Genomic DNA, 16,974 nt, shown 5'->3' on the forward strand with positions numbered 1-16,974 from the left:
TGGATCCACGCCATGCAGGGATGGCGCTCCCCCGGCGGCCACCGCTCACAGGTATCGCAACCAAGGCAGATCGCGCCTTCGCGCTTTGAACCGCGCGAAGGCCCGCGTCGGCGGGTACAGCACCACCGCCAGCGCACAGGCCACCAGCAGCAGGCCGCTGACCGAATCCAGGGCATATAGCTCGCCATGGGTCGGCCCCCAGGCCGCCAACGCGGCCAGGTACAGCCCCTTCAGTACGTACAGGTGCAGCAGGTAGAAGAACATCGGCGCAGCGCCGATATCGGCCAGCGGCTGCAGTGCCCGCGCCAGCGGCGGCCATTCGTACAGCCGCAGCAGCAACAGCCCCACGCCCAGGGTCAGCAACAGGAACTGCAATGACGGCGGGTACTTGGTGACGTTGAAGATGCTCAACCACGTGCGCAGCGTAGTGGTCTGGTACGACCAGGGAGCATCCCCATACTGGTTGGCGAACCGCAGCAGCGCGAACAGGGCCAGCGCGCCGACGCCTGCCCACAGCAGCCAGCGCTGGCGCTGCTCCGGCGCGCGCGCGCGGCCGAACCAGGGCCCCATCAGATAACCCAGCGCAATCACCCCGATCCACGGCAGTACCGGGTAGGAGGTGCGCAGGCGCAGCGCGCCGGCCTCGATCCAGTCGCGCTGGTGCAGCACTTTCCACAATAGCGCCAGCAGGCCATTGCCTTGCACCCGTAAGCCGTCGAACAGGTTGTGCCCGGCCACCACCGCGATTGCCAGCACCAGCAGGGCCGGGCGCGGCAGCCAAAGCAGCCCGGCCAGCGCGATCATGCTCAGCCCGATGGCCCAGATCACCTGCAGGTACAGCGTTTCCGGCGGCAGCTGGAAGGTCCAGGCGAAATTCACCAGGGTCAGTTCCAGCACCACCAGGAACAGCCCGCGCTTGAGCAGGAACGCAGCTGTGGCCCCGCGCGGATCCGCCTGGCGCTGGCCGTACAGCCAGGCCGACAGCCCGGTCAGCAGCACGAACACGGGGGCGCACAGGTGGGCCAACAGACGGCAGGCGAACAGCGCAGGGGAGACCGTCGCTGCGTCCATCGGGTCGCTCACCTGGTGCTGCAGGAAGAAGGTCTCGCGCACGTGGTCCAGCAGCATCAACAGCATCACGGTGCCGCGCAGCTGGTCGATGGAGGCCAGGCGGGGGGAGGGGGAAGGGGGCATGCGATGCAGTAACAACAAGGTATCATTAAGATATAACATATCATTTGCGGCGTGCCCAGCCGGACTTTGCCGGGTCGATCGATTGCTGGTCCACGTACCGGCCCATTGCGCCGCAGCACACGCCCCCATCCTTTGGCATGCTGGACTTGATCTGCCCTGAACGCTAGCGTGGCAGGGATTTTTTGCCAGCAGGGGCTTCCATGAACCACGACGCTGCGCCCAAGCAGCTCACCTTCCGCGCAGTGGCCCTGGCCATCGTGCTGGCGGTGGTGCTGTCGGCCGCAAACGCCTACCTCGGTCTGTTCGCAGGCCTGACCATCGCCACCGCCATTCCCGCCGCGGTGATTTCCATGGGCGTGCTGCGCCTGCTGGGCGGTGGCTCCATCCTCGAGAACAACATCGTGCAGACCGGCGCCTCGGCCGGTTCATCGATCGCCGCCGGTGTGATCTTCACCATCCCGGCGCTGGTGATCATGGGCTACTGGCCGGACTTCAAGTACTGGTGGGTGCTGGGCATCGCCGGCCTCGGTGGCCTGTTGGGCGTGCTGTTCTCGGTGCCGCTGCGCCGTTCGATGATTGTCGAAGACCCGCTGCCGTTCCCGGAAGGCAAGGCTGCGGCCGAAGTGCTCAAGGCCGGTGAAAATCCGGGCCCGGGCCTGAAGATCCTCGGCCTGTCGGCGGTGATTGGTGCCTTCGTCAAGCTGGCCGCGGAAAGCGGCATGCGCCTGATTCCCGATGCCTGGGCCACCTCGGCCTACGTCGGCAGTTCCAAGGTCACCGCCTTCATCGGCACCAACCTGTCGCCGGCACTGCTGGGCGTGGGCTACATCGTCGGCCTCAACGTCGGCATCGTGGTGGTGTCCGGCTCGATCCTGACCTGGCACATCGCCATTCCGATCTACCAGGCGTTCTTCATGAACACCGATCCGGCACTGGCCGCGTCGGTTGCCGCTGCCTCGTCCACCGAGGCAGCGTTCGCCATCTGGGGCGCGAAGATGCGCTACCTGGGCGTCGGTGCGATGCTGATCGGTGGCATCTGGACCCTGATCTCGCTGCGCAAGTCGCTGCTCAACGGTGTCAAGAGCGGCTTTGCCGCCGCCCGCAAGAGCGGTGGCCCGGTGCTGGCGCACACCGAGCGCGACCTGCCGATGAAGTGGATGCTGGTCGCCCTGGTGGTGTTCGTGCTGCCGCTGCTGGCCCTGTACCAGGCCATCGTCGGCCAGTGGCACGTGTCCATCCCGATGACCCTCATCATGATCGTCGCCGGCTTCCTGTTCGTTTCGGTCTCGGCCTACCTGGCTGGCCTGATCGGCTCGTCCAACAACCCGGTTTCGGGCATCACCATCTCCACCATCCTGTTCGCTTCGGCCGTGCTGGTGGTGCTGCTGGGCAAGGATGGCCTGCAGCCGGTCGGCGCCTTCGGCGCGCCGCTGGGCGCGGTGGCCGCGATCATGATCGGCGCGGTGGTGTGCTGTGCTGCAGCGGTCGGCGGTGACAACCTGCAGGACCTCAAGGCCGGTTACATCGTCGGTGCCACCCCGTGGAAGCAGCAGCTGATGCTGGGCATCGGTGCGTTCTCGTGCGCGCTGATCATGGCCCCGGTGCTGAACCTGCTGGCCACCGCCTACGGCATCGGCGTGAAGTCGGAGCTGCACCCGAACGCGCTGGCCGCGCCGCAGGCCAACCTGATGGCCTCGGTGGCCAAGGGCCTGTTCGGTGGTGAACTGCCGTGGACCTTCATCGGCATCGGTGCCGTGGTCGGTGCCGCCATCATCGCGTTCGACAGCTGGCTGAAGTCGCGCAACGCCCGCTTCCGCGTGCCGGTGCTGGCCGCCGCCATCGGCATCTACCTGCCGCTGGAACTGATGGTGCCGATCTTCCTCGGCGGCCTGATCGCCTACCTCGTCGAGCGCTTCCACAAGGTGCGTGCCGATGACGAAGAAGGTCGCGACCGCGTGCACAAGCCGGGCGTGCTGTTCGCCGCCGGCCTGATCACCGGTGAGGCACTGATGGGCATCGCCATCGCGATTCCGATCGTGGTGAGCAGTCGCGCCGACGTGCTGGCCGTGCCGTTCCACCTGCCGGGCGCACAGTGGATCGGCCTGGCCGTGCTGTTCCTGGTCGGCTGGCTGATCTACCGCACCGGCAAGCGCGCCGTGGCGTAAGGGTTGGGGTCGGATCCCTTCCCGCAGGGAAGGGCTCTGCCCCCGGGTTGACAGCGTCTGGGGTCAGAGCCGATTCCGTCGGAATCGGATCCGACCCCGGTGTCCCCACAAACCGCGCCACGGCGCGGTTTGCTTTTTCTGGCGGCGGGGCCGCGCCCCACCGGCAGCCATGACCGATGGCCTTGGCAGCCCCGGCCGCACGGGCCTACCATCGGTTTTTTGCCGTCCTGCGGAGACCCCGATGAAACTGCGTCATGCCCTGCTGCCACTGAGCCTGCTGGCCGCCCTGCCCAGCGTCGCCGCTGCCCGTGGCCTGGAAGTCCGCGACATGGTGGCCATGGACCGCGTCTCCGCACCGGTACTGACCGCTGACGGCGGCACCGTGGTGTTCGCCAAGCGCAGCGTGGATGCCAACCTGAAGGCCTCCACCGCGCTGTACGCGCGCAACCTGCGTACCCGCGACGCAGCGCCGCCGAAGCAGATCACCCCGGCCGGCTGGAACGTCAATTCCGCTTCGCTGTCGGCCGATGGCCAGACCGTGTATTTCCTCAGCGCCAGGAACGGCAGCCAGCAGTTGTACGCGCAGCCGGTCAGCGGCGGCGCCCCGCGCCAGCTGACCGACTTCCCGGTCGACGTGGACAGCTACCACGTGTCGCCGCAGGACGACCGCGTGCTGTTCAGCGCCGGCGTGTTCCAGGCCTGTGCCTCGGACCTGACCTGCACCGAGAAGAAGCTCAAGGACGTCGCCGGCGCCAAGGCCAGTGGAAAGGTCTTCGATTCGCTGTTCGTGCGCCACTGGGATACCTGGAACGACGGCCGCCGCAACACCCTGTTCGTCGCGCCGCTGCCGGCAGCCAAGGCCGGTCCGGTCAAGGGCGCTTCCGCGCTGAGCGCCACCATCGACGGTGATGCCCCGTCCAAGCCGTTCGGCGGCAATGATGATTTCGCGTGGTCGCCGGATGGCGCCAGCGTGGTCGCCAGCATCCGCGTGGCCGGCAAGCAGGAGCCGTGGTCGACCAACTTCGACCTGTACCGCTTCGACGCGGCGGGCAAGCAGGCGCCGGTCAACCTGACCGCCTCCAACCCGGCCTGGGATGCCGGCCCGGTGTTCAGTGCCGACGGCAAAACCCTGTTCTACCGCGCGATGAAGCGCCCGGGCTTCGAGGCTGACCGCTTCGGCCTGATGGCGATGGACCTGGCCAGTGGCAAGACCCGAGAGATCGCCCCGCAGTGGGATCGTTCGGCTGGCGGCATCACCCTGTCCGCCGACGGCGCCAGCATCTACACCACGGCCGATGACCTCGGCGAACACCCGCTGTTCCAGATCGACGTGGCCAGCGGCAAGGCCACCAAGCTGATCGGCGACGGCAGCGTGACCTCGGTCGATGTGGCCGGCAACAGCGTGGCGATCACCCGCAACAGCCTGAAGAGCAACGACCAGGTGCTGGTTGGCTTGCTGCCGGCCGCGGGCGAAGCCATCGGCGAGCTGCGCGCGCTGACCCCGGCCGCTGGTGAGGTGCTCAAGGATGTCAGCTTCGGCGACTACGAGCAGTTCGAGTTCAAGGGCTGGAACAACGACACCGTGCATGGCTACGTGGTCAAGCCGCACAACTACCAGGAAGGCAAGTCGTACCCGGTCGCGTTCCTGATCCACGGCGGCCCGCAGGGCAGCTTCGGCAATGGCTGGAGCTACCGCTGGAATCCGCAGACCTACGCGGGCCAGGGCTATGCGGTGGTGATGATCGACTTCCACGGCTCCACCGGCTACGGCCAGGCGTTCACCGATGCGATCAGCCAGCACTGGGGCGACCGCCCGCTGGAAGACCTGCAGAAGGGCTGGGATGCGGCGCTGAAGAAGTATTCCTTCCTCAATGGTGACAAGGCCTGTGCGCTGGGCGCCAGCTACGGCGGCTTCATGGTCAACTGGATTGCCGGCAACTGGAACGGCCCGTTCAAGTGCCTGGTCAACCATGACGGCGTGTTCGACCAGCGCATGATGGGCTACGCCACCGAAGAACTGTGGTTCACCGAGTGGGAGCAGGGCGGTACGCCGTACCAGAAGGCGGCGAACTACGAGAAGTTCAACCCGGTCAACCACGTGGCGGACTGGAAGAAGCCGATCCTGGTCATCCACGGCCAGCAGGACTTCCGCATTCCGGTCGAGCAGGGCCTGGCCGCGTTCACCGCTGCCCAGCGCCAGGGCATCGAATCGAAGTTCCTGTACTTCCCGGATGAAAACCACTGGGTGCTGAAGCCGAACAACAGCATCCTGTGGCATGACACCGTCAATGCCTGGCTGAAGCAGCACATCGGCAACTGATGGTTGCGGCGCCGCCCTCCGGGGCGGCGCTTCTGTTTCACCATCTGCTTTACCGGTGGGTGCCGACCGTTGGTCGGCACACCTTCCTGATCTGCCGCCAACAGCAGCCGGCCAGCGGCCGGCTCTACCAGAGCGCCTGCATGCCTTCGACTGCCCTGATCCAGAACGACATCGTCGTCTTCGGTTTGATCGCCGCCACTCTTGGCGCCGTGTTCTGGACCGCCTCGCGCGAGCAGGGGCTGTGGAAGCGCTTCTATACTTTCGTGCCAGCGCTGCTGCTGTGCTACCTGATTCCCGGCATCTACAACACCGTCGGCCTGATCGACGGCCAGAACACCAAGCTCTACAACCCGATCGCGCGCGACATCCTGTTGCCGGCGGCGCTGATCCTGCTGACCCTGGCAGTGGATATCAAGGGCATCCTGCGGCTCGGCCCGAAGCTGGTACTGATGTACCTGGGCGCCTCGGCCAGCATCATGCTCGGTGCGGTGGTGGCGTTCCTGGTGATGCGCGCGATCCATCCCGACACCGTGGCCGGCGATACCTGGGCCGGCATGGCGGCACTGGCCGGCAGCTGGATCGGTGGTGGTGCCAACATGCTGGCGATGCGCGAAGTGTTCGACGTCAACGCGACCACCTTTGGCCAGTTCGCGGTGGTCGATGTCGGCGTCGGTTACGTGTGGATGGCCGCGCTGATCTTCCTGGCAGGACGTGCAGCGAAGATCGATGCACGCAGTGGCGCTGATACCTCGGCCATCGATGAACTGAAGGAGCGCATCGCGCGCTTCCAGGCCGAGCACGAACGCATTCCCAGCCTGACCGACCTGATGCTGATCGTGGCGGTGGCCTTCGGCGGCGTCGGCCTGTCGCATGCGATCGGTGCGCCGCTGGCGGCCTGGTTCAAGGCCAACGTCAGCTGGGCGTCGCAGTTCAGCCTGGACGCGCCGTTCGTGTGGGTGGTGGTGCTGTCGACCACGCTGGGCCTGAGCCTGAGTTTCACCCGCGCACGCAACCTGGAAGGGGCGGGTGCATCGCGGCTGGGTTCGTTGCTGCTGTACTTCCTGATCGCCTGCATCGGCATGCAGATGGATCTGCTGGCGCTGCTGGATCGCCCGTGGCTGTTCCTGCTTGGCCTGATCTGGATTGCCGTGCACATCGTGCTGCTGTGGTGCCTGGGCAAGCTGCTGAAGGTGCCGTTCTTCTATTTCGCCGTCGGTTCGCAGTCGAACATCGGTGGCCCGGCCTCGGCGCCGGTGGTGGCGGCCGCGTTCCATCCGGCCCTGGCGCCGGTGGGCGTGCTGCTGGGCACGATGGGCTATGCCACCGGCACCTACCTGGCCTACATCGTCGGCATCACCCTGCGCGCACTGGCCGGGCAGGGCTGATACGGCGACGGGGTGATGGGGTCAGATCCCTTTTGCGACGCAAAAGGGATCTGACCCCGGTTCCCGGTGAATCACGCCACCGGCAACCCGCGTTCGATCAACCATGCCTTCGCGTCTTCGGCGTCCTGCTCGAACCGCGCCGAGTGGAAAGAGGGGCGCCGCAAGGTCCGGCGCGTCGCCACGCGCCCGTGGCCAACCGCGCCCGCGCCTTACGCCACTGGCAACCCGCGTTCGATCAACCATGCCTTCGCGTCTTCGGCGTCCTGCTCGAACCACGCTTTCGTAGATCCCAGCCGATACGTATACCCCCAGGCATCCATGTCGGCCATCAGCCGCTGGCTGCCGACGCCGGGCAGCTGCCCGGCCAGCACGATCTGCAGGTAGCAGGTCGCGTCTTCCTCGGCCACCGAGTCGGTGGCATCGGTATGCACCTGCGCCCGCCGCTCCGGCGGCAGTACGATCAGGTGGCAGGCCTCATGCAGCATCGAGTGCACGGGCGTGTCATCGCGCACGTAGACGTTGCTGGCGATGATGCCCGCCTCGGGCTCGCCCCAGTAGCTGCCGGGAATCGGCTCGCCGGCGGCCACGTGGTGCAGCCGCAGGCCATGCGCGGCGAGCAGGCACTGCGCATCGGCGAAGGCGATGTCGCCCACGCAGGTGATGTCCACGGCGGTTGTCGTATCGGTCATGCGGGTCAGGCAGCCCCGCCCATGCAGGCACGGGCGGGGCAGGGGATCAGGGTTTGTCCGGGCCTTCCGGCAGCGCCACGGAGATGTCCAGCACATCGTGCTGGCCATCCTTCACCAGGTCGACCTTCACCGCATCGACGTCGATGTTCACGTACTTCTTGATCACTTCCAGCAGCTCGCGCTGCAGCAGCGGCAGGTAGTCCGGGCCACCACGGTGGCTGCGTTCCTGCGCGATGATGATCTGCAGGCGGTTCTTGGCGGTTTCGGCGGTGGTCTTCTTCGCTTTGAGGAAATCAAACAGGCCCATGCTTACCCTCCGAACAGCTTGCTGAAGAAGCCCTTCTTCTCGACGTTGGTGAAGCGCATCGGGCGTTCTTCGCCGAGGATGCGCGCGACGGCGTCTTCATAGGCCTGGCCGGCAGCGGATTCGACATCCAGGATGACCGGCTCGCCCTTGTTGGAGGCGTTGAGCACGTCGCCCGATTCCGGAATCACGCCGATCGCCTTCAGGCCGAGGACTTCCTCGACGTCGGCGATGCTCAGCATCTCGCCGCTTTCCACGCGCAGCGGGGTGTAGCGGGTCAGCAGCAGGAAGGCCGGCACGTCCTGGCCGGATTCGGCCTTGTGGGTCTTCGAATCGAGCAGGCCGATGATGCGGTCGGAGTCGCGCACCGACGACACTTCCGGGTTCACCACCACCACCGCGCGGTCGGCGAAGTACATCGCCAGGAAGGCGCCCTTCTCGATGCCGGCCGGGGAGTCGCAGATGATGTAGTCGAAGCCGTCGGCGGCCAGGTCCTTCAGGACCTTGCCCACGCCTTCCTGGGTCAGTGCGTCCTTGTCGCGGGTCTGCGAGGCCGCCAGCACGTACAGGTTGTCGAAGCGCTTGTCCTTGATCAGGGCCTGCTTGAGGGTGGCTTCGCCGTGCACGACGTTGACGAAGTCGTACACCACGCGGCGTTCGCAGCCCATGATCAGGTCGAGGTTGCGCAGGCCGACGTCGAAGTCGATCACCGCCACCTTCTTGCCGCGCCGCGCCAGGCCGCAGGCCAGGCTCGCGCTGGAAGTGGTCTTGCCGACGCCGCCCTTGCCGGAGGTGACTACGATGATTTCAGCCAAAGGACTTCTCCTGGTTCTGCATGAGTTTGGTGCTGCGTCAGTCCAGCGCAGCGATCTTGATCTGGTCCTGTTCCAGCCACACCTGGACGGCCTTGCCGCGCAGGTTGTCCGGAACATCGTCCAGTACCTTGTAGTGGCCGGCAATGGCCACCAGTTCCGCATGGAAATCACGGCAGAAGATGCGTGCCGCGGTGTTGCCCTGGGCCCCGGCCAGCGCGCGGCCGCGCAGGGTGCCGTAGATATGGATGCTGCCATCGGCGATGACCTCGGCGCCGGCGCCGACAGTGGCCATCACGGTCAGGTCGCAGTTTTCCGCGTACAGCTGCTGGCCCGAACGCACGTTGCCCAGCTGCATGCGGCCCGGCTGCGGTGCAGCGGCGTCGGCCACCTTGGCCACCGGCGTCGCCGGAGCTGGCTTCGGTTCGGCACGGGCTGCCCGGCGCGGTTCCGGTGCGGGCGGCGGCGGGGCCGGTTCGCCCTCGGCACGCTCGTACTGCGCGCGGAACTTGGCCAGCAGCGGCAGGCCGAGCTGCTGGGAGAGCAGGTCGACCGCGCTGGTGCCGTAGGCCAGCGCCACCGGCAGCACCCCGGCGCTGCGCAGGCCGTCGACCAGCGCCTGCGCGGTGGCCACGTCCGGCACCTGGCTCAGGCCGCCGAAGTCGAGGATCACCGCGGCGCGGCCGAACAGCTTCGGTGCGCGGGTCACGCGCTCGCGCATTTCCTGCACGAGGCGTTCGACATCAAGGGTACGGATGCGCAGGTTGGCGATGCCCACCTGGCCGATCTTCAGTTCACCGGCCTGTTCGTAATCGAAATTCACCGCCACGCTCAGGTCCCCGTCGGCCGCTGTGCCTGCGCCGGCAGCTGCCGGGCGCGTGTCCATGCCACATCCGGCAGCTTGTCGCCGTAGGTCTCCTGGACCCACGGGTAGCTGCACAGTTCCTTGGCCAGCATGCTGGCGCGCACATCGACCTGCGGCATGGTGTTCTGGCCCAGCTCGCGGAAGCCGAAGCTGCCGTGGAAGAGCAGGGCGGCATCGGCGCCATGGTCGAGGAAGACTTCGCAGGTCATCTGCGGGTAGCGCAGCTCGGCGAAGCTCTGCGCGTCGGCGTAGAACGCGCGCCCGACGCCACCGCCACGACGGCGGCTGGCGACCACGATGCGGTCGATATAGAAGAACGGGGTGTCCAGCTGCTGCTTGAACCAGGCGAAATTGCTGCTGTCGTGCTGGCTGTCGCTGCCGAAGCCGATCAGGAAGCCGGCCAGGTTGCCGTCGCGCTCGGCGACGCGGAAATACTCAGCGGTTTCATAGAACAGGCGCAGGCGGGCCGCATCCAGGGGAAGGATGGCCAGGCCAGCGTTGTTGTTCAAAGCCAGGACGGAATCGAGCTCGTGCTCGCGCACGTCGCGGATGACAATCGACATTGTGACTCCGTGGGGTAACGCGGTTGGTCCATCAAGGGACCCTGCGCACGATTATTGCATGCCCGGGGTGGGCTGCGGCATGAACAGGCGACCGGGCAGGCATGACTTCCGTGGGGTGCGGTGCGCAGGCGCGGCCCGTAGAGTGCTGGCATGTTGGGAGTCCTCAGCCATACCCGCGTCCTCCGCCTGGCCGGCCTGTTCACCTGGGTCATGGTCGGCCTGCCCCTGGCGTACTCGCAGTTCGAGAACCTGCACAGCCGCGGTGACATGGGCGGCTGGGCGATCCTGTTGTTCGTCGCCTACCTGTCCTTCGGCACGGCCTACTACTGGTTGACCCGCATCCTGCGCAGCGACAGCCACACCAGCTGGCTGGACCGCGGCCTGCTGCTGTTGCTGACGGTCTCGGCGCTGGGGGTCAGTTTCCTCAGCGGTTCGGGCCTGGGCAGCATCCTGATGATGGTGGCCGCCGGGGTCATTCCGTGGATGCTGTCGGTACGGCTGGGGGTGCTGTGGCTGCTGGTCAGCCAGCTGGCGGTGGCGCCGGTCTATTACCTGCTGCTGCGCTTCCCGCTGTTCGAAGCGGTGATGCAGTCGCTGCTGTACGGCGGCTTCTCCATGTTCATCTTCGTGACCAGCCTGGTTGCACGGCAGCAGACCGAGGCCCGCGACGAGCAGCGCCGGCTCAATTCGGAGCTGCGTGCCACCCGCGCCCTGCTGGCCGAGAGCGCGCGGGTCAACGAGCGCACCCGCATTTCGCGCGAGCTGCACGACCTGCTGGGCCACCAGCTGACTGCGCTGACCCTGAACCTGGAGGTCGCCGGCCACCTGGCCGAGGGCCAGGCGCTGGACCACGTGAAGCGCTCGCACGCGCTGGCCAAGCTGCTGCTGGGCAATGTGCGCGAGGTGGTCAGCCAGCTGCGCGAGACCGGCGCGATCGATCTGGCCGCGGCGCTGCGCCCGCTGACCGAGAACGTGCCCTCGCTGGATATCCAGCTGGAGATCGAGGATCCGTTGAACGTGGAAGACCCGCAGCGGGCCCACGTGCTGCTGCGCTGTACCCAGGAGATCATTACCAACGCGGTGCGCCACGCCGGCGCCCGCCACCTGTGGATCAAGGTGTACCGTGAAGCCCCCGACCGGGTGGTGGTGGAGGCCCGCGACGACGGCGTCGGCGCGGATATGGTCAATGTAGGCAATGGCTTGCGCGGCATGCGCGAGCGCCTGCAACAATGTGGTGGCCAGCTGCAGATCGAAACCCGTCCCGGAGAAGGCTTCCGGCTGCGGGCGACGGTGCCGGCAACGGTGCTGGTGGCGGCCCTTACCAAGGTTCCTGAAGGAGTGCGTTGATGATTCGCGTCTGCCTGGTCGACGACCAAACCCTGGTGCGGCAGGGAATCCGCTCCCTGTTGGCGCTCGACGACGGCATCGAGGTGGTGGCCGAGGCCGGCGACGGCCGGCAGGCGGTCGAGCTGATACCGCAGGTGCGCCCCGACGTGGTGCTGATGGACATGCGCATGCCGGTGATGTCCGGTCTGGAGGCACTGCAGGTGCTGTCGCGGCAGGAACAGCTGCCGCCGACCATCATCCTCACCACGTTCGACGATGACCAGCTGGTGCTGGCCGGGCTCAAGGCCGGTGCCAAGGGCTACCTGCTCAAGGATGTCACCCTGGCGCAGCTGGTCGGTGCCATCCGTACCGTGGCCGACGGCGGTTCGCTGGTGCAGCCGGCGGTGACCCAGCGCCTGCTGTCCGGCCTGGAGCACATGCGCAACGAGTTCGTCAGCCTGGACCGCCCGGACCCGCTGACCGACCGCGAGACCGAGATCCTGCGGCTGATGGCCAGCGGCTTCTCCAACAAGGAGATCGCCAATTCGCTGGGCGTGGCCGAAGGCACCATCAAGAACCACGTGTCCAACATCCTGTCCAAGCTGGGCGTGCGCGACCGTACGCGTGCCGTACTGAAGGCGTTCGAACTCCAGCTGGTCTGAAGAAAATCGTTCAAGTACAAAGACTTGGGTCGTAGTTGCGGGTTCCTGCCAAGGTTGCCCCCTACTTGCCGGGTAGCGGTATGCGTTACCCTTCGAATTCTTTGTCCATACAAATACGCAGCCGGCAGGGAAACCGGTGCGCCAATCCCGATAAACAATGCCCGCGAAGCCTGCTAGGATTGGCGCTTCGCTTCAATCAACCCGGCCGTGGGATCGGCCCCGGAGACTCTCTGAATGACCCGTATTATCGAGTTCCTGATCGCCTTGGGGATCGTGGCTGGCCTGTTCGTCATCATTGGCGTATGTCTGCCGGGCGAGCGTCACATCACCGAAAGCATCGAGACCAACCGCAAGATGACGATCGTGTACGACACGGTCAGCAGCCTGCGCCGCTTCAAGGACTGGAACCCGCTGGTACTGCGCGATCCCGCCGTTGAACTGAAGCTGTCCGGCCCGGCCTCCGGTACCGGTGCCACCCTCGACTTCACCTCCAAGGACCTGGGCACCGGTTCCTGGAAGATCACCGAAGCCGAAGAGAACAAGCGTGTTGTGATCGCCATCGAAGACGCCACCAAGGGTCACGACAAGGTCACCACCTTCAACCTGGAGCCGACCGGCAAGGGCGGTCGCAACGTCAAGATCACCCAGGACTACTCGGTGAAGTACGGCTTCGACCTGTTCGGCCGTTACGCCGGCCTGTATGTCAGCCGCCAGATCGGCGACGACATCAAGCTGGGCCTGTCGCGCATCGCCAACATGCTCGCAACCGTGCCGAACGTGGACTACCGCACGCCGGAAGCCCCGCTGACCGACCTGGCCATCGTTGAAGTGCCGGCCGAGAACCTGCTGGTGGTCAACGCCGGCAACGTGGACCGCGGTCAGGACACCATCACCAAGTCCATCAAGGACAACCAGGAGTGGATCAAGCGCGTGATGGAGGCCAATGGCCTTGAAGCCGCCGGCCCGTTCCGCATCATCACCACCGACTTCGGCCAGGAGAAGTACGCCTTCGACATCGCCCAGCCGGTGAAGAAGAAGGGTGCTGAAGGTGCTGCTGCCGACGAGCTGACCGTCAAGATCGACGGCGGCGCTCCGGTCAAGTACGTGCACGTTGCTCCGCACCGTTCGGCGCATGCGGCCTACACCGGCCACATGGCGGGTCTGGACGTGGCCCGCAACGGCCTGCGTGCCTGGGCCGTGACTTCGGGCAACGAAGTCATCGACCGCCCGTACGAAACCTGGAAGGACGGCATCGACAAGTCGTTCACCCCGGAAGCGACCTACGACATCTACTGGGCCGTCAAGTAAGCCTCGGCTGACCCATGTAGTGTTGGACACGAAAACGCGCCGCTCATTGCGGCGCGTTTTTTTTGATCCGGCGCCCGGCAAGGGGCGCTGCGCAAGGAGCCCCCATGTTCAATCTCGAACGTCGTGCACGTAAGCCGTCCCTGCTCGCCTGCCTGGGGGCGCTGCTGGCCGCTGCCTCGATCGGCCTGTCCGCCTACGCCTCGCATGGCGTGGCCGATCCGCTGGCGCAGCAGCACCTGAACATGGCGGCGCTGTACGCGTTCGCGCATGGTGCGGTACTGGTGGCACTGGGGCCACGCGCGCACGGGGCGATCGCACACCTGGCGCTGTACGTGCTGCTGCTGGGTGTGCTGTTGTTTTCAGGCAGCCTGGTGGGCGGGGCGCTGTGGCAGTGGCCGACGCGGATGGCGCCGATCGGTGGCACCAGCATGATGGCCGGCTGGGTGGTGCTGGCGATCAATGCGTTGAGGCGGTGACGGCAATCCGGGTACAGCCGAGCATGGCTCGGCACGACATGGGGGCGTTGCGCGGCAGCTGCTGTAGAGCCGAGCCATGCTCGGCTTCGAGCGAAGCGGCCCGCTTTTGTCTTCGCTCTCTCGTTCCATTCCGCGTGCGGGCGCCACGAGGGGCTCAGCCGTTGGCAGGCCTCCAGCACCAGTGCCAGGGTTCGTAGACGATGCCGTGCGGGTTGTCGCGTGGGTAGCTCAGATGGAAGCCATGCCCGCCGGCATGCACCTGCAGCCAGGCGAACGCGTCGGTGGCTTCAAATGATTCCTCGGCCGGGGCATCGCCCGGTGTGCCGATGTCCAGCGCATGGCCGCTGTGGTGTTCGCTGAACCCCGGCGCTGCATTGACCTTCAGGATCTCCGTCACGCTCAACCCACGTGCCAGCTTCCGCTCGAAGATGCCCAGCTGGTAGGCATGGCTGCGGAAGCCGGAAATTGCGTCGAGCGCGATGCCCTCCCGTGCCGCCTGCAGGCGCATCCGCCGCCATCCCTGCGCGGCGCCACGGCGCAGCCACAGCGGGCGGCCGAAGCGGTCACGGCCGGCGAAGTGCAGCAGGCACGGTTCGGGCTCCAGTGGCAGGCCGCTGTCGTCGGCATAGCGCTGTGCATCCAGGCCCAGTTGCTGCAGGCGTTGCTGCAGCCCGGCCAGCGGCAGCCACTGTTCCTGCAGCGCAGCGCCGAACGGACGTGCCGCCGCTGCATCGAGCAGCGCCAGTGCGTCCTCGGCCCCGGCCTCGCGCAGCAGGCGTGGCACCAGCGAATGCACGCCATGCGTCGTTACCGCCGCCAGGTAGCGGCCATCGCGCTTGCGCCGCAGCACCCACTGTGCCTGCGACAGCAGGCGGGCATCCAGGTTGCTTCGTGCGCGCAGCAGGTGGGCGGGCCACAGCTCGATGGCCTCGGTATTGATCAGCAGGGGGGCGCGTCGTTGCATCGCCGCAGCTTACCGCCGAGGCGCCGGTGCGGCCACCTTGCGCAGTGCGTCCAGCAGCACCTGCGGCCGCTCCAGGCTGAGCAGCAGCGTGCTGCCATCGCTGACCGGCAGGGCGAGAACGCGCGTGCGGTCGGTGACCAGCGCGAACCCCTTGCCGCCGCCCTGCAGGCGGAAGTGGCCGGAATAGAAGCCCGGCATCGCATAGCCATTGGTCTTGAAACGAATGCCATAGCGGCGGTCACGCTGCAGGTCGACCACCTCGGCCTGGTCCAGCCGCAGCTGTGCCACCGGAACGCGGCGGCGGTACATCGTCGAGCGCACGTCCAGCACGTCGTCGGCCAGTTCCACCCGGCGGCGGAAGAACGCCGCGCCCAACCCGATGCCGAGCGCGGCGATCACCAGCAGGCTCCAGGCGGCACTGCCGCCCATCCGGAACCAGGGCGGCGACAGCGTCACTTCGATCCAGGGCGCCGTGGCCGGTGCCTTGTACAGCTGCGCATACAGGCAGGCCACGAAGGCGGCGAGCAGGGGCAGCACGATCCACAGCACGCGCAACGGCGAACTCTCGGCCACCTCGTACTGCTTTGGATCGCTGGCACCCATGGCTCAGGCCTCCTTCTTGAATACCAGCATCGCCGGGCGCATCGGTGCGGGGATGATGATGTTGACCAGCTCCCAGCCCAGTTGGCCCTGACGGCTCAGTTCGCTCTGGATGTCCTCGGCCTTGAGCTGGCCCATCATGGACGTCTTGACCTCGATCGTCTGGTAGTTCCAGCGCTTGCTCATTCCTTGTCCCCCGAAGATGGCGTGGGTTTCGGCAGGCGTCCTGCCTTGCGCAGGGCGTCGCGCAGCACGTATTCGATCTGTGCGTTGAGGCTGCGCAGCTCGTCGTCAGCCCAGCGTTGCGCGGCGGCCAGGACGTCGGCATTGATGCGCAGCGGGTAGGCTTTCTTCTCACTCATGCAAGCTCCTGGCGGGGTGGTGGGGCACCCCGTTGCGAGGGTGGTTCAGTACAGCGAACCGGCGTTGACGATCGGCTGGGTACCGCGGTCCGAGCACAGCACGGTCAGCAGGTTGCTGACCATGTGCGCCTTGCGTTCTTCATCCAGCTGCACCACGCCGTTCTTCTGCAGTTCGGCCAGGGCCATTTCAACCATGCCCACCGCACCGGCCACGATGCGCGTGCGTGCGGCGATCACCGCGTTGGCCTGCTGACGCTGCAGCATCGCCTGGGCGATTTCGGCGGCGTAGGCGAGATGGCTGATGCGTGCGTCGATCACCTGCACGCCGGCGTCGGCCAGGCGTTCGGCCAGCTCGTTCTTCAGGTGCTGGGAGATCTCGCTGGCATGGCTGCGCAGGGCCAGCTGGCCGTCTTCGTGCTGGTCGTAGGGATAGCTGGTGGCCATCGCACGCAGCGCAGATTCGGACTGGATGTGCACGAAGCTCTCGTAGTCGTCCACGTTGTAGACGGCCTCGGAGGCGTCGACCACCTGCCAGACGATCACCGCGGCGATCTCGATCGGGCTGCCGTCCAGCTCGTTGACCTTCAGCTTGCCGCTCTCGAAGTTGCGCACGCGCTGGCTGACCCGGCGCTTGGCAAAGAAGGGGTTGTTCCAGCGCAGGCCGTTGTCCTTCACCGTGCCCACGTACTTGCCGAACAGGCTAAGGACCGCCGCCTGGTTGGGCTGGATGGTGTACAGACCGGCCAGGATGAACACGCCCAGCGCCACCAGCAGGGCGCCCAGCAGCATCAGCAGCAGGCTGGACGAGCCGGTGCTGGCCTTGGCTGCCACGCCCACCACGAACAGGGCGGCGCCGGCGAGGCCGACGAGCAGGGCGCCGACCAGCGTGCCGAGGCCGTTGAGGGAAGACAGCGACTTCTCTTTCATGGCGGTACGTCCTTGAGGGTTCAAATTTAAGATATCAAAGTGATATCACCTG

General features: G+C 66.4%; 18 protein-coding genes. 7 read left to right on the plus strand and 11 right to left on the minus strand.

Features of this window, described 5'->3' with window-relative positions; translation table 11 throughout:
- Window positions 1–45: 45 nt before the first annotated feature.
- Window positions 46–1,194, minus strand: coding sequence for an acetyltransferase domain-containing protein (locus AC5P6H_RS14600; RefSeq protein ID WP_495202805.1), 1,149 nt, complete (start codon window positions 1,192–1,194; stop codon window positions 46–48).
- Window positions 1,195–1,394: 200 nt separating this feature from the next.
- On the opposite strand from AC5P6H_RS14600, the gene AC5P6H_RS14605 reads away from it, so the two are divergent.
- The 3 genes from AC5P6H_RS14605 (at window position 1,395) to AC5P6H_RS14615 (ending at window position 7,064) form a co-directional block, all read left to right on the plus strand.
- Window positions 1,395–3,359 (plus strand): OPT family oligopeptide transporter, encoded by a 1,965-nt coding sequence (locus AC5P6H_RS14605; RefSeq protein ID WP_262224964.1) that lies wholly within the window; start codon window positions 1,395–1,397, stop codon window positions 3,357–3,359.
- A 241-nt stretch (window positions 3,360–3,600) separates the two neighbouring features.
- A complete protein-coding gene (locus tag AC5P6H_RS14610) occupies window positions 3,601–5,679 on the plus strand; it encodes an alpha/beta hydrolase family protein (RefSeq protein WP_014646349.1) in 2,079 nt (692 codons plus the stop codon).
- Between the two features lie 140 nt (window positions 5,680–5,819).
- Entirely contained in the window at window positions 5,820–7,064 is a 1,245-nt protein-coding gene (locus tag AC5P6H_RS14615) for a DUF819 family protein (RefSeq protein ID WP_046429580.1), read from the plus strand.
- Window positions 7,065–7,273: 209 nt separating this feature from the next.
- On the opposite strand, the gene AC5P6H_RS14620 is transcribed toward AC5P6H_RS14615, so the two are convergent.
- Genes AC5P6H_RS14620 through AC5P6H_RS14640 form a run of 5 tightly spaced genes read right to left on the minus strand, consistent with a single transcriptional unit; the run spans window position 7,274 to window position 10,297 of the window.
- On the minus strand, window positions 7,274–7,753 hold the full coding sequence (locus AC5P6H_RS14620; protein WP_014646351.1) for a hypothetical protein: 480 nt from the start codon (window positions 7,751–7,753) through the stop codon (window positions 7,274–7,276).
- A gap of 46 nt (window positions 7,754–7,799) precedes the next feature.
- Complete coding sequence (gene minE / locus AC5P6H_RS14625; RefSeq protein ID WP_005408532.1) at window positions 7,800–8,060, minus strand: cell division topological specificity factor MinE; 261 nt, start codon at window positions 8,058–8,060, stop codon at window positions 7,800–7,802.
- A gap of 2 nt (window positions 8,061–8,062) precedes the next feature.
- Window positions 8,063–8,872 (minus strand): septum site-determining protein MinD, encoded by an 810-nt coding sequence (gene minD, locus AC5P6H_RS14630; RefSeq protein ID WP_005415682.1) that lies wholly within the window; start codon window positions 8,870–8,872, stop codon window positions 8,063–8,065.
- A gap of 37 nt (window positions 8,873–8,909) precedes the next feature.
- Entirely contained in the window at window positions 8,910–9,755 is an 846-nt protein-coding gene (gene minC / locus AC5P6H_RS14635) for a septum site-determining protein MinC (protein ID WP_046429497.1), read from the minus strand.
- Window positions 9,701–10,297, minus strand: a complete 597-nt coding sequence (locus tag AC5P6H_RS14640; RefSeq protein ID WP_014036357.1) for a GNAT family N-acetyltransferase — start codon at window positions 10,295–10,297, stop codon at window positions 9,701–9,703. The genes minC and AC5P6H_RS14640 overlap by 55 nt, the downstream gene beginning before the upstream one ends.
- Before the next feature lie 150 nt (window positions 10,298–10,447).
- On the opposite strand from AC5P6H_RS14640, the gene AC5P6H_RS14645 reads away from it, so the two are divergent.
- The 4 genes from AC5P6H_RS14645 to AC5P6H_RS14660 all read left to right on the plus strand — a co-directional run bounded on the left by AC5P6H_RS14645 (window position 10,448) and on the right by AC5P6H_RS14660 (window position 14,069).
- Complete coding sequence (locus tag AC5P6H_RS14645; protein WP_032961359.1) at window positions 10,448–11,644, plus strand: sensor histidine kinase; 1,197 nt, start codon at window positions 10,448–10,450, stop codon at window positions 11,642–11,644.
- Window positions 11,644–12,285 carry a response regulator gene (locus tag AC5P6H_RS14650; RefSeq protein ID WP_006424175.1) on the plus strand — a complete coding sequence of 214 codons (642 nt, stop codon included), beginning with the start codon at window positions 11,644–11,646 and terminating at the stop codon, window positions 12,283–12,285. The genes AC5P6H_RS14645 and AC5P6H_RS14650 overlap by 1 nt, the downstream gene beginning before the upstream one ends.
- A 234-nt stretch (window positions 12,286–12,519) precedes the next feature.
- Complete coding sequence (locus AC5P6H_RS14655; protein WP_014646355.1) at window positions 12,520–13,593, plus strand: polyketide cyclase; 1,074 nt, start codon at window positions 12,520–12,522, stop codon at window positions 13,591–13,593.
- Between the two features lie 104 nt (window positions 13,594–13,697).
- The gene (locus tag AC5P6H_RS14660) at window positions 13,698–14,069 is read left to right on the plus strand and encodes a DUF423 domain-containing protein (protein WP_014646356.1); all 372 of its coding nucleotides are present in this window, start codon (window positions 13,698–13,700) and stop codon (window positions 14,067–14,069) included.
- Between the two features lie 154 nt (window positions 14,070–14,223).
- On the opposite strand, the gene AC5P6H_RS14665 is transcribed toward AC5P6H_RS14660, so the two are convergent.
- The 5 genes from AC5P6H_RS14665 to AC5P6H_RS14685 are packed head-to-tail and all read right to left on the minus strand — an operon-like array spanning window position 14,224 to window position 16,922.
- On the minus strand, window positions 14,224–15,033 hold the full coding sequence (locus tag AC5P6H_RS14665; protein ID WP_142234414.1) for a M15 family metallopeptidase: 810 nt from the start codon (window positions 15,031–15,033) through the stop codon (window positions 14,224–14,226).
- Between the two features lie 9 nt (window positions 15,034–15,042).
- Window positions 15,043–15,636: a PH domain-containing protein gene (locus AC5P6H_RS14670; protein WP_014646358.1), complete on the minus strand. Its 594-nt coding sequence runs from the start codon at window positions 15,634–15,636 to the stop codon at window positions 15,043–15,045.
- Window positions 15,637–15,639: 3 nt separating this feature from the next.
- Window positions 15,640–15,819, minus strand: a complete 180-nt coding sequence (locus AC5P6H_RS14675) for a DUF4177 domain-containing protein (protein WP_111205856.1) — start codon at window positions 15,817–15,819, stop codon at window positions 15,640–15,642.
- Window positions 15,816–15,995: a type II toxin-antitoxin system antitoxin gene (locus AC5P6H_RS14680; protein WP_014646360.1), complete on the minus strand. Its 180-nt coding sequence runs from the start codon at window positions 15,993–15,995 to the stop codon at window positions 15,816–15,818. The genes AC5P6H_RS14675 and AC5P6H_RS14680 overlap by 4 nt, the downstream gene beginning before the upstream one ends.
- Window positions 15,996–16,040: 45 nt before the next feature.
- Window positions 16,041–16,922 (minus strand): SPFH domain-containing protein, encoded by an 882-nt coding sequence (locus AC5P6H_RS14685; protein ID WP_495202806.1) that lies wholly within the window; start codon window positions 16,920–16,922, stop codon window positions 16,041–16,043.
- Window positions 16,923–16,974 lie beyond the last annotated feature (52 nt).

This window comes from Stenotrophomonas sp. YJH_SMC_110, from assembly GCF_059369255.1.